Source organism: Pseudomonas sp. PA15(2017) (assembly GCF_001945395.1).
Taxonomy (GTDB): Bacteria; Pseudomonadota; Gammaproteobacteria; order Pseudomonadales; family Pseudomonadaceae; genus Aquipseudomonas.
Genome location: NZ_MSXV01000055.1, coordinates 267265 through 280388, shown reverse-complemented (window position 1 = coordinate 280388; position 13124 = coordinate 267265). Strand labels below are relative to the sequence as shown.

Annotated in this window: 8 protein-coding genes; 1 reads left to right on the top strand and 7 read right to left on the bottom strand. The window is 63.7% G+C overall.

Going from position 1 to position 13124, the window contains the following annotated elements:
* Positions 1-157: 157 nt before the first annotated feature.
* On the bottom strand, positions 158-1957 hold the full coding sequence (locus tag BVH03_RS20950) for an acyl-CoA dehydrogenase (protein ID WP_075962981.1): 1800 nt from the start codon (positions 1955-1957) through the stop codon (positions 158-160).
* Between the two features lie 160 nt (positions 1958-2117).
* Between BVH03_RS20950 and BVH03_RS20945 the strand changes: the two genes are divergently transcribed.
* On the top strand, positions 2118-2963 hold the full coding sequence (locus tag BVH03_RS20945; protein ID WP_075963001.1) for a 23S rRNA (adenine(2030)-N(6))-methyltransferase RlmJ: 846 nt from the start codon (positions 2118-2120) through the stop codon (positions 2961-2963).
* A 234-nt stretch (positions 2964-3197) separates the two neighbouring features.
* On the opposite strand, the gene BVH03_RS20940 is transcribed toward BVH03_RS20945, so the two are convergent.
* The 6 genes from BVH03_RS20940 to aceE all read right to left on the bottom strand — a co-directional run bounded on the left by BVH03_RS20940 (position 3198) and on the right by aceE (position 13069).
* Complete coding sequence (locus BVH03_RS20940; RefSeq protein ID WP_075962980.1) at positions 3198-4448, bottom strand: HD-GYP domain-containing protein; 1251 nt, start codon at positions 4446-4448, stop codon at positions 3198-3200.
* Between the two features lie 71 nt (positions 4449-4519).
* A complete protein-coding gene (locus BVH03_RS20935) occupies positions 4520-4717 on the bottom strand; it encodes a putative motility protein (RefSeq protein WP_075962979.1) in 198 nt (65 codons plus the stop codon).
* A 16-nt stretch (positions 4718-4733) separates the two neighbouring features.
* On the bottom strand, positions 4734-5387 hold the full coding sequence (msrA, locus tag BVH03_RS20930) for a peptide-methionine (S)-S-oxide reductase MsrA (RefSeq protein WP_075962978.1): 654 nt from the start codon (positions 5385-5387) through the stop codon (positions 4734-4736).
* A 57-nt stretch (positions 5388-5444) separates the two neighbouring features.
* Entirely contained in the window at positions 5445-8108 is a 2664-nt protein-coding gene (locus tag BVH03_RS20925) for an EAL domain-containing protein (RefSeq protein WP_075962977.1), read from the bottom strand.
* A 312-nt stretch (positions 8109-8420) separates the two neighbouring features.
* Positions 8421-10409, bottom strand: a complete 1989-nt coding sequence (gene aceF, locus BVH03_RS20920; RefSeq protein ID WP_075962976.1) for a dihydrolipoyllysine-residue acetyltransferase — start codon at positions 10407-10409, stop codon at positions 8421-8423.
* An 11-nt stretch (positions 10410-10420) separates the two neighbouring features.
* On the bottom strand, positions 10421-13069 hold the full coding sequence (gene aceE / locus BVH03_RS20915; protein ID WP_075962975.1) for a pyruvate dehydrogenase (acetyl-transferring), homodimeric type: 2649 nt from the start codon (positions 13067-13069) through the stop codon (positions 10421-10423).
* Positions 13070-13124: the final 55 nt, after the last annotated feature.

The following is a 13124-nucleotide window of genomic DNA, read 5'->3' as shown; positions in this document are numbered from 1 at the left end:
ACTGCTTTGCCCGCGACCTTCGCCCTGGATATAACCCATAAACGACAATGCCCCTATCAACCGATAGAGGCATTGTCTTCAACTCACCCTCGGACTGCTAGGTTTTCACACAGTCTGGTCTGGACCCGTTTTTTATTGTGGACTTTCCTCGCAGGGCCTAGAACCAGGCGTCCTGCATCGCCAGGCAGGTATCGTCGCGGCGCGCCAGGATGTCCAGGTCGTGGTGGCAGCTTGGCACTTCGCGCAGCAGGAAGTAGCGCGCGGCCTGCAGCTTGCCCTCATAGAAGTCGATATCGGCGCCAGTGCCCGCCAGCCGGCCTTGCTCGGCGCGCACTGCTTGCTCCAGCCAGCGCCAACCAAGCACCAGGTGGCCGAATGCCTTGAGGTATAGCGCCGAGTCGGCGAGTGCGACGTTGACGCGACCCTGTTGCAGATCACCGAGCAGGCCCAGGGTAACCTCGGACAAGCGTGCCAGCAGGGCTTGCAAGGGCTGGCGCAGGGCGTCCAGCTCGCTGAACGGCTCGGCCCGCTGGCAGGTGTCGGTGATTCGCTGGTGCAAGGCCTGTAGTGCGGCGCCGCCGTGCTGACCGACCTTGCGGCCCAACAGGTCGAGGGACTGAATGCCGTGGGTGCCCTCGTGGATCGGGTTGAGGCGGTTGTCGCGGTAGTACTGCTCCACCGGGTGGTCACGGGTGTAGCCATGGCCGCCGAGAATCTGGATCGCCAGGGCATTGGCCTGCAGGCAGTATTCGGACGGCCAGGATTTGGCGATCGGCGTGAGCAGGTCGAGCAACTGGGCGGCCTGTTCACGCTGGGCGGCGTCCTCGAGGGTCTGGCTGTCGTCGACCAAACGTGCGCAGTACAGCACCAGGTCGAAACCGCCTTCCACGTAGGCTTTCTGCGCCAACAGCATGCGGCGCACGTCGGCGTGCTCGATGATCGCCACCTGGCCGCCGGCCTGCTTGGCATCGGGCAGGCGCCCCTGGGGGCGCTGGCGGGCGTAGTCGAGCGAATACAGGTAGCCGGCATAGCCGAGCATCACCGCGCCCATGCCGACGCCGATGCGCGCCTCGTTCATCATCTGGAACATGTAGGCGAGCCCGGCGTGGGGTTTGCCGACCAGATAGCCTACGCAATTGCCCTGATCGCCGAAGTTCAGCGCCGTCGAGGTGGTGCCACGCCAGCCCAGCTTGTGGAACAGGCCCGCCAGCACCACATCGTTGCGGGCGCCGAGGCTACCGTCGTCGTTGACCAGGAATTTCGGCACGATGAACAGTGAAATACCCTTCACACCGGCTGGCGCGTCGGGCAGGCGGGCCAGCACCAGGTGGACGATGTTCGCGCTGAGGTCGTGGTCGCCACCGGAAATGAAGATCTTGTTGCCCTTGAGCCGGTAGCCGCCGTCGCCTGCCGGCTCGGCGCGGGTGCGGATATCGGCCAGGGAGGAACCGGCGTGGGGCTCGGTCAGCGCCATGGTGCCGAAGAAGCGCCCGTCGATGATCGGCTGCAGGAAATGGCGCTTCTGCACGTCGTCGCCAAAGGCTTCGATCAGGTTGGCGGCGGCCATGCTCAGCAGCGGATAGGACGCCGTGGCGATATTGGCCGCCTGGAAATGCGCGAAGCAGGCCTGGGACAACAGGTTGGGCAGCTGCATGCCGCCCAGCTCGAAATCTCGCGTGGCGTTCAGGAAGCCGGCCTCGTTGAAGGCCTGCAGCGCTGGCTTGACCTCGGCGATCAGCTGCGCGCCGCCATCGACGAATCTGGGCTCGTGTTCGTCGTTCTTGCGGTTGTGCGGGGCGAACAGGTTTTCGGCGATGCTGCGTGCGGTGCCCAGCGCAGCGTCGAAGGTTTCCCGGTTGTGCTCGCTGAATCGCGGGCGCTGGCTGAGTGCCTCGGCATCGAGCACTTCGTAGAGTTCGAATGCCAGGTTGCGGGCGCTGAGCAAGGTATCGGACATGGTGGCTCTCCGGTGGAATGAAGCCAGTCTAGAGGGCAGCTCGGGCGTGGCCAGCATCATCGAAGCCGGTGATACCCTGGGAGAAGCCGGACGGCGTCCGCCGGGCGCTGCGCCAGGCGCCCAGGCCGGCTACAATTCGCCTCCTGCTCAGGAGCCGATGATGAATTACCGCCACGCCTTCCACGCCGGCAACCACGCCGATGTGCTCAAACACCTGGTGCTCTGCCGCCTGTTCGCGCTGCTGGCGCGCAAGGACGCGCCCTATGCCTACCTGGACAGCCACGCCGGCGTCGGCCTCTACGACTTGCAAGGTGACCAGGCCAGCCGTACCGGTGAATGGCGCGAAGGCATCGGCCGGCTGTGGGAGGCCACTGACGCACCCGAGGCGCTGCTCGACTACCTGGAAGTGATTCGTGCGATGAACCCCGATGGCGTGCTCCGTCATTACCCCGGCTCGCCCGAACTGGCCCGCTTGCAGACCCGTGAACAGGACCGCCTGCACCTGAACGAGAAGCACCCGGACGACGGCCAGGCGCTCAAGGAAAACATGGCCGGCGACCGCCGCGTGGCCGTGCACCTGGGCGAAGGCTGGCACCTACCGCGTGCCTTGCTGCCAACGCGCGAGAAACGGGCAGTGATGCTGATCGATCCGCCGTTCGAGAAGGCCGATGAGCTGGAGCGCTGCGTGACCGCCCTCAACGAGGCGATCGGGCGCATGCGTCAGACCATCGTGGCGGTCTGGTACCCGATCAAGGACGAGCGCCAGCTCAAGCGCTTCTACCGCGACATGCAGAAGAGCGCCGCACCAAAGTTGTTGCGCGCCGAGCTGCTCGTCCACCCGGCCGACGATGCCGGGCGCCTCAATGGCTCCGGCCTGCTGATCAGCAACCCACCATGGGGGTTGGAAGAGGAGCTGCGGGCATTGCTGCCCTGGTTGGCCGAACGCCTGGCGCAAAGCCAGGGCAACTGGCGGCTGGATTGGCTGATCGCCGAGCAGCAGCCCTGATGACCTATTAACGATCTTTAAGCGTCGATTTTGGCAGCAAAGTGGCGGGAGCGATCGTTCGCGTAACTCGTAGGAGGGGCTTTAGCCCCGAGCTCTTTGCACCCTCATATAGCTCGGGGCTAAAGCCCCTCCTACAAAAAACAGCAGAGCCCGATGTCCGCTTCTGCCTTTAGCTGCCGCTTCATGCGTAATAAAGATCATGAACACTGCCGCAAACGTTCAAGCCGACGGCTGCTAGCGGCGCCGTGGGTCGACAAAATAGCTCAGTTGCTGGCGCGGGTTGAGGTATTCCAGCGCTTCGGGTGGTAGCTGGGAGGGGCGGATGCTGGCGGCGATGGCCAGTTTCGGCTCGGCTTCCAGGTTGACGATCAGCGCTTCCTCCTTTGGCACTGCCGGATCGTAGATGATCAGGGTCGGTTTCAGCGGCAAGGTCGGGTGCATGCCCAGCACCAGCGCATAGCGTTCGTCCTCGAGCTGCACCAGGCTGCCAGGCGGATAGACGCCCATGCAGCGGATGAAGGCCTTCAGGGCGACGTCGTCGAAACGCACCCGATACTGCGGCAGGAACATCCGTGCCAGCGCCTCGTGGGGGCTCAGGGCGGTTCGCGGGTCGATCGGGTTGCACAGGTTGTCGAAGTGGTTGGCGATGCACACGATGCGGCTCAGGCGGCCGATGGAAGCCTCGCGCAGCTGCTGTGGATAACCGCTGCCGTCACAATGTTCATGGTGCTCGTGGATGATGCGCAGCACATCGTCATCGAGCATCAGCTTCTCGCCCATGCGCTTGCCGTAGAGCGTGTGCATTTCCAGCAACTGTTGCTCGGCGCGGGTCAACGGTGGCGGCTTGAGCAGCACCTTGCTGGGCAGTTCCAGCTTGCCGATGTCATGCAGCAGGGCGCCCATGCCGAGCATGTGGCTGGCTTCGGCGTCCAGGCCCAGTTGGCGGCCGAGCATCATCGACAGCACGGTGACGTTCAGCGAGTGCAGGTAAGAGTCCTCGGCTGCCTTGCCATTGATGCTGTGCAGGGCGACGCCATCTTCGCCGAGCATGGTGGTAACCAGCTCGTTGACCAGCGCACCGGCCTGCTTGACCGATTCCTCCGGCTGGTTGCGCAGGCTCTGGTTGAGGGTCTTGACCCGCTGGCTGGCTTGCACGAAGGCGCGGTCGACTTCCGACAGGCGTTTGCGCAGCACGCTGAGCTGCTTGACCCGCGCCTGACGGGCCTGTTCCTGGGGATCGGGCGGCGGCGGCGCGGCAGGCTGTTCGACCGGCGCTTCGGCCAGTGGCAGGGGCGCGCAGTCACTGCGCGCCGGATCATAACGCAGGCGCTTGAGACCCAGGGTGCGCAGCTGCTTGAGCTGGCCGTCGTCCTTGATCTTGAAATTGCTGAACGCGAACGAATGTTCCCACCAGCTCAAATCGAGCTGGATGTAGAGCCCGACGCAGAGCTGCTCGGGCGAAATGTAGGGCAGGTTGGCGGGCATCCGGTGCTCGTCGATTACTGGCTAATTGCCCACAAGTCTAGTCGGGCTGACGATGGGATGGCAGTAATTCGTCAGGCCATCACGTCGATGCTGTTGCCCAGGTTTGGCGGATTGGCGGGAGCACTGGCGGGTGAAGCGGCCTGCACCAGGCCGCTGACGCTGGCGGCCTGCAGTTCGAGCGTCTTGCGCAGCAGCAGGAGCGACATCTGCGCGGAGAACTGCGCCGATGCCTGACTCGATACCTGACTGGCGATGCTACTCAGCTCCACGGTCGCTTGCTCCTATTCAGGCCTGCGCTGGCAGGCACACACCGGTGCCGCCCAGCCCGCAGTAGCCCTCGGGGTTCTTGGCCAGGTACTGCTGGTGGTAGGCCTCAGCGTAGTAGAAGGTTGGCACGGAAGCGATCTCGGTGGTGATCTCGCCCAGGCCGGCCTTGCGCAGCTCCTCCTGGAACTGCTGCTGGCTGTGCCTGGCGGCGGCGAGCTGCTGTTCATCGACGCAGTAGATGGCCGAGCGATACTGGCTGCCGATGTCGTTGCCCTGGCGCATGCCCTGGGTGGGGTTGTGCACTTCCCAGAACACCTTGAGCAGATTTTCGTAGCTGGTCAGCTTGGGATCGAACACCACCAGTACGACTTCGGCGTGACCGGTCAGGCCCGAGCAGGTCTCTTCATAGGTCGGGTTCGGCGTATGGCCGCCGGCATAGCCCACTGCGGTGGTCCAGACGCCGGGCTGCTGCCAGAACCGCCGCTCGGCGCCCCAGAAGCAGCCGAGGCCGAACAGCGCGGTCTGCAGGTCAGCGGGGAAGGGGCCTTGCAGCGGGTTGCCGTTGACGAAATGCGCCTCTGGCACCGAAATCGGGGTTTCGCGACCCGGCAGCGCCTGCTCGGCGCTGGGCAGTTCGAGTTTGTGGGCGAGAATTTCCGAGCGTAGAGCCATGTTGACCGTTCTCCGAATCGTTGTGCTGGGTAGACCACGGTGGCTGACGGAGGTTGTTTACCGTCTGGCGGCCGGGCGTCGCGAGTAGCGCTTGAGACTTTCTACCAGATCACGGCCCGGTATGGGGCGATCGAATAGATAGCCCTGGCCGATATCGCAATGCTGACGGCGCAGGAAAGCCAGCTGCGCGTGCGTCTCGACGCCTTCGGCGACGACCTTGAGCTTGAGGTTGTGGGCCATGGCGATCACCGCGGAGGTAATCTCCATGTCATCCTCGCTCTCGGGGATGTCCTTGATGAAACTGCGATCGATCTTGATCACGTCGATGGGAAATTTCTTCAGGTAGCTGAGCGACGAGTAGCCGGTGCCGAAGTCGTCCATGGCCAGGGTCAGGCCCAGTTGCTTGAGGGCGTTGAGCTGGCTGCGGGTGCCGTCGGTGGCCTCCAGCAGCAGCCCTTCGGTCAGTTCCAGTTCGAGCAGGTTCGGTGGCAGCTGTTCTTCTTGCAGAATCGCGGCGATCGAGCCGACCAGGTCCGGGTCGCTGAACTGCTTGGGCGACAGGTTGATGGCCACCTGGAGATTGCCCAGCCCGACGGCGGTGAGTTGCTTGCTCATTCGGCAGGCCTGGCGCACCACCCATTTGCCGATCGGCACGATGAGCCCGGTTTCCTCGGCCACGCTGATGAACTGGTCCGGGCGGATCATGCCTTTTTCCGGGTGCTGCCAGCGCAGCAGCGCTTCCATGCCCAGCAACTGACCGGTCTTCAGGCACAGTTTGGGCTGGTAGAACACCTCGAGCTCGTTCTGCGTCAGGGCGCGGCGCAGGTTGTTCTCGACGAACAGCTTGTAGTTGGCTTCCTCGTTCAGCACATCGGTGAACACCTGCATCTGGTGCTTGCCGTTGGCCTTGGCCTTGTGCAGTGCCAGGCCGGCATGTTTCATCAGGGTTTGCGGGTCGGCGCCATGTTCGGGCGAGCAGGCCAGGCCCACGGAGCCGCTGATGATGATCAGCTGGTTGTCGACGAACAGGGGCTTGTCGAGGGTTTCCAGCACCTGCTGGGCGATCAGTTGGCCACGCTGGCTCTCGCAGTTATCGAGCAGGATGGCGAATTCGTTGCTGGCGAAGCGCGCCAGGGTGCCTTCGCCGCTGAAGCTGTTGCGCAGGCGCTTGGCGAGGCTGACCAACAGCTTGTCGCCGGTCTGGTGGCCGAGGGTGTCGTTGATGCGCTTGAAATTGTCGATGTCCACCAGCAGCAGGCTGACCGGTGCGGTACCGCTGCTGAAGCGCTTTTCCAGCGCGCGGATGAAGGCGTAGCGGTTGCCCAGGCCGGTGAGGTTGTCGCTGTAGGCCAGGCGTTCGATGCGCTGCTGAGACTGCTTGGTCTCGGTGATGTCTTCGTAAATGCCGATGTAGTGGGTCAGGGTGCCGTCGTCGGCATGTACCTTGGAGATCGAGAACTGGCTCCAGTAGGGTTCGAGGTTCTTGCGCCGGCTCTTGAACTCGCCCTGCCAGCTGTTCTGCTCGGCGAGCCCGGATTCACTGTCGAACAGCAGTTCGCTGAGGTTTTCCAGGGCCGGCAGCTCGGCGAGCTGACGGCCCTGCACCTCGTCGGCGCTGTACTGGGTGATGGCCGTGAAGCTGGGGTTCACATACTCCACCATGCCGTCACGGTTGAGCAGGATGAAGGCGCTGGCGCTCTGCTCGACGGCGCGCTGAAACAGATACAGGGCGCTGGTGGCGTTGCGTCGTTCCTGGTTGCTCAGCACGTTGGCGTACTGGTCGGCCAATTCGCCGACAAAGGCGACTTCGTCCGCCTGCCAGGCGCGAGGGCCGCCGGTGTGCTCCAGGCACAGCACGGCCACCAGTTCGCCGCCGACTCGAATGCTGGCATCGAGAATCGCCGACACCGATTTGGGGCGCAGATAGTCGTCGAACAGCTCGCGGGTACGGGCGTCGTTCTCGGCATCGTGGGCGTGTAGCGCGCGCCCCTCCTTGAGTGCACGCAGGTAGTTCGGGTAGCGCCGGCCGTCTATCGGCAGCGGCGTCTCGTGACGGCCTTGCTCCTGCAGGTAGAGCGCCACGGGTTCGAGGGTATCGCCATTGATATGCCAGATGCCGGCACGCGCCACCCCGTAGATCTCGCAGGCGCTGCGGGTGATCAGTTCGGCGGCCTCGCGGCGCTGGTCATTGCCCTGATAGCGCTGACTGGCCAGGCGCACGATGAGCTGCTGCTGGGCGAAGGCACGGGTTTGCTGCTGCAGCTCGCTTTGGCTGCGCTGCAGGTCTTCGAGCGAGTCTTGCTGCTTGAGGGGCGTGGCGGTTGTCTCGTCGCTGGTAACCAGCAGGTAGCCGCGCAGCAGGGCCCGGCCACGTTGCTTGAACGGCTCGCCAAGCTCCATCAGCCGCAGCGGGCCCTGGGGTGTGTGCAGGGTGTAGCGCACCAGGTAGCGCGAGTTTTCCACCAGCTGCTGCTGGATGGAGTCGTGCAGCCGGTAACGCGCCTCGGGCTCCATCAGGCTCGCGTAGGGTGTTTCCACGAGGTTGCAGAGATCGCTGGGCGGGATGCCGAACTGTTTTTCGCAGGTTGCATCGATGAACAGCAGGAGCCAGTTCGCCTCATTCATCCGCTCGAAACGCATCATGCCGAGCCGCGAGGGCACGGGTAATTGCGTCACGACCTCGGCCATGGCACGGCCTGCGGTATCGGGATGGCTCTTCATCGAATGGCTGTATCCATCGGCTGGCACAGGTTACTGCCCGGCCACTTCACTATAGCGCTAACGAGGGGATTACCGTATCTGCTCCAGCCACCATGGGGCGGTAGTGGAGGCCTAGGTTGCACCATGGTGTGGCGGCTGACAAGAAGTCTAATGGCATTGTGCTGTCTTTATTTCAACTGTCTGATTTGAAAAGGATATTGGATCGAGAAAAAGGGGGATGAACGGTCGGTCGTATACCATCGACAGGGTAAAAAAAACCCCGCCGGATCGGGCGGGGTCGAGGATACGAGCGTGGCGCTCGAAACGGTTCGCTTACAGCAGCATGGTGCGGATGTCGGTCAGCACATCGCCCAGGCGCTTGGTGAAGCGGGCAGCGGCCGCACCGTTGATCACGCGGTGATCGTAGGACAGCGACAGCGGCAGCATCAGCTTGGGCTGGAAGGCCTTGCCATCCCACACCGGCTGGATGGTCGCCTTGCTGACACCGAGGATCGCCACCTCCGGCGCGTTGACGATCGGCGTGAAGCCGGTGCCGCCAATGTGACCGAGGCTGGAGATGGTGAAGCAGGCACCCTGCATGTCGTCAGCCGACAGCTTCTTGTTGCGCGCTTTCTCGGCCAGTGCAGCGGCTTCGGCAGCCAGTTGCAGCAGGCTCCTCTGGTCGACGTTCTTGATCACCGGTACCAGCAGGCCGTCCGGCGTGTCGACGGCGAAGCCGATGTGCACGTACTTCTTGCGGATCACGGCCTTGCCGCTCGGCGCCAGCGAACTGTTGAAGTCCGGCAGCTCCTTGAGCAGGTAGGCGCAGGCCTTGAGCAGCAGTGGCAGTACGGTCAGCTTGACGCCCGCTTTCTCGGCGACGGCTTTCTGGGCGACCCGGAAGGCCTCCAGCTCGGTGATGTCGGCCGAGTCGAACTGGGTCACGTGCGGCACGTTGAGCCAGCTGCGATGCAGGTTGGCGGCGCCGACCTGCATCAGGCGGGTCATCGGCACTTCTTCGATTTCACCGAATTTGCTGAAATCGACGGTCGGGATCGGCGGAATACCGGCACCGCCGGTCGCGCCGGCAGCAGAAGCGGCAGGCGCCGACTTGGCCTTCTGCAGCTCGGCCTTGACGTACGCCTGCACGTCTTCCTTGAGGATGCGACCTTTCGGGCCACTACCGGGCACCGCGCCCAGCTCGACGCCGAACTCGCGGGCCAGCTGACGCACGGCCGGGCCGGCGTGTACCTTGCTGGCATCGCGGCTCGGAGCAGCGGCAGGAGCGGCTTGCGGCGCGGCTTTGGCAGGTGCGCTGCCCTGCACGTTGGCCGGCTTGGCCTGCTCGGGAGCAGCAGCAGGCGCCTGGGCAGCGGCGGCCGGTTTGGCGGCAGCCTTGCCTTGAACCTTGAGGGTCAGGATCAGGTCGCCGGTCTTGGCTTCGTCACCGACCTTGATGGCGATGCTTTCGATCACGCCGGCTTTGGGAGCGGGGATCTCCATGCTCGCCTTGGCCGATTCCAGGGTGATCAGCGATTGCTCGGCTTCCACACTGTCGCCAGCCTTGACCAGCATCTCGATGACGCTGGCAGCGTCGGCGCCGATGTCCGGGATACGCACTTCTTCAGTGCTCTCACCGGCCGGCTCTTCGGCAGCGGCAGAGGCAGGTGCTTCGGCCTGGGCCTGGGCCGGAGCGGCCGCAGGAGCTGGCGCGCTGGCAGCCTGCTTCTGGGCGCCTGCAGCACCCTTGAGCACCAGGATCAGGTCGCCGGTGCCGACCTCGTCACCGACCTTGACCGATACGCTTTCCACCACGCCGGCAGCCGGCGACGGGATTTCCATGCTGGCCTTGTCGGACTCGAGGGTGATCAGCGATTGATCGACCTCGATGGTGTCGCCCGGCTTGACCGCCACTTCGATGATGCTGGCCTTGGCGCTGGAACCGATGTCCGGCACCTTGACTTCCTGAGGCTCGGCGCTGCCAGCCGACTGAGCTTGCGGCTCGGCGGCCGGTTGCTCGGCGGCAGCAGGCGCTGCCTGTTCGGGCGCCTGCTCCTGCTTCTGCTCGGCCGGCGCGGCCTCGGCGTCGCCTTCCACGTCCAGTTCGAGCAGCTCGTCACCTTCTTTCAGGGTGTCGCCGAGCTTGACCTTCAGGCTCTTGACGACGCCGGCCTTGGGGGCCGGGATTTCCATGCTGGCCTTGTCCGACTCGAGGGTCAGCAGGCTTTGGTCGGCCTCGATGCGGTCGCCGACCTTGACGAACAGCTCGATGATTTCACCCTCACCGCCGCCGATGTCGGGTACGCGAATCAATTCACTCACAATGCGTCTCCTCAGCAGTCCAGTGGGTTACGTTTTTCGGGGTCGATACCGAACTTGACGATGGCCTCGGCCACGGCCTTGCGTTCGATCTGACCGCGGTCGGCCAGCGCTTCGAGCGCGGCCAGAACGACCCAGCGGCGATCCACTTCAAAGAAGTCACGCAGTTTGCGACGGCTGTCGCTGCGGCCGTAACCGTCGGTGCCCAGGACCTTGTATTCCTTGACCGGAACCCACTGACGAACCTGTTCGGCGAACAGCTTCATGTAGTCGGTGCTGGCAATGACAGGGCCCTGACGGCCGCTCAGGCACTGCTCGACATAGCTCTTCTTGGGCTCCTGCTCCGGATGCAGGCGGTTGCTGCGCTCCACGGCCAGGCCGTCACGACGCAGTTCATTGAAGCTGGTCACGCTCCACACATCGGCGCCGATGTTGTAGTCGTTACGCAGGATCTTCGCCGCTTCGCGAACTTCGTTGAGGATGGTGCCGCAGCCCAGCAGTTGCACGTGGTGGGCGGCTTCCTTGTTGTCCTCTTCGAGCAGGTACATACCCTTGATGATGCCGCCTTCGACACCGTCGGGCATGGCCGGCTGCTGGTAGTTCTCGTTCATCACGGTGATGTAGTAATAAACGTTTTCCTGCAGGGTCATCATCCGGTGAGTGCCTTCGCGCATGATCACCGCCAGCTCGTAGGCGTAGGTGGGGTCATAGCTGCGCACGTTGGGGATGGTGCTGGCCAGGATATGGCTATGGCCGTCTTCGTGCTGCAGGCCTTCGCCGTTCAGCGTGGTGCGACCCGAGGTGCCGCCCAGCAGGAAGCCGCGGGTCTGGCCGTCGCCGGCAGCCCAGGCCAGGTCACCGATACGCTGGAAGCCGAACATCGAATAGAAGATGTAAACCGGCAGCATCGGTGTGTTGTAGTTGCTGTAGGCGGTACCGGCAGCGATGAAGGAGGAGAACGCGCCGGCCTCGTTGAGGCCTTCCTGGAGGATCTGGCCGTCCTTCTCTTCGCGGTAGTACATCACCTGGTCGCGGTCGACCGGCTCGTACAGCTGACCGACAGGCGAGTAGATACCTAGCTGGCGGAACATGCCTTCCATACCGAAGGTACGCGCCTCGTCAGCGAGGATCGGCACGATGCGGCTGCCCAGCTCCTTGTCCTTGACCATCGAGGCAAGGATGCGCCCGAACGCCATGGTGGTGGAGATTTCGCGGTCACCCGAGCCATCCAGAACGGCCTTGAGGGTTTCCAGCGGCGGGGTGGGAATGCTGATACTGCCGCGGTTGCGTTGCGGCAGGTGGCCACCGAGCTTCTCGCGGCACTTGCGCAGATATTTCATTTCCGCGCTGTCTTCGGCAGGACGGTAGAACGGCAGTTCTTCGAGCTGCGAGTCGTTCAGCGGAATGTCGAAGCGATCGCGGAATTTCTTCAGCGACTCGATATCGACCTTCTTGGTGTTGTGCGCGGTGTTCTTCGCTTCGCCGGCGCCGGTGCCATAACCCTTAATGGTCTTGGCCAGGATGACGGTCGGCTGGCCTTTGTGGTTGACCGCCTGGTGGTAGGCCGCATAGACCTTGTACGGGTCGTGGCCGCCGCGGTTGAGGTTGAAGATTTCCTCGTCCGACAGCTTCTCGACGCGCTTGAGCAGTTCCGGATCGGCACCGAAGAAGTGCTTGCGCACGTAGGCACCGTCTTTGGCCTTGTAGTTCTGGTATTCGCCGTCGATGGCCTGGTCCATGCGGCGCTGCATGCGGCCGTCTTCGTCCTGGGCGAACAGCGGGTCCCACATACGGCCCCAGATGACCTTGTTGACGTTCCAGTTGGCCCCGCGGAACACGCCTTCGAGCTCCTGGATGATCTTGCTGTTGCCGCGAACCGGGCCGTCGAGGCGCTGCAGGTTGCAGTTGATGACGAAGATCAGGTTGTCGAGGTTCTCGCGGCCGGCCAGGGAGATGGCGCCCAAGGTTTCCGGCTCGTCGGTCTCGCCGTCACCGATGAAGCACCATACCTTCTGCTTGCCGGCCGGGATGAAGCCGCGGTTTTCCAGGTACTTCATGAAGCGTGCCTGGTAAATCGCGGTGATCGGGCCCAGGCCCATGGAAACGGTCGGGAACTGCCAGAAGTCCGGCATCAGGTGCGGGTGCGGGTACGACGACAGGCCGCCGCCGTCCACTTCCTGGCGGAACTTGAGCATCTGTTCTTCGCTCAGGCGGCCTTCCAGGAAGGCACGGGCGTAGATGCCGGGCGATGCGTGGCCCTGGTAGTAGATCAGGTCGCCGCCGTGTTCTTCGGTCGGCGCCTTGAAGAAGTAGTTGAAGCCGATGTCGTAGAGGGTCGCGCTGGAGGCGAAGGTGGAGATGTGGCCACCCAGATCGGGGTCCTGCATGTTGGCGCGCATGACCATGGCCAGTGCGTTCCAGCGAACGATCGAGCGGATGCGGCGTTCCATGAACAGGTCGCCCGGCATGCGCGCTTCACGCGTGACCGGAATGGTGTTGCGGTAGGGAGTGGTGATCGAATAGGGCAGCTGTGTGCCGCTACGAGTGGCCAACTCACCCAGGCGCGTCATCAGATAGTGGGCACGGTCTTCGCCTTCCTTGTCGAGGACGGATTCCAGCGCGTCCAGCCATTCCTGGGTTTCGATTGGATCGAGGTCTTGCATGGCTTGCTCCAGAGCGGAAAGGCTTCCAGAATCGGAAACCAGATGCGTGGCCGGC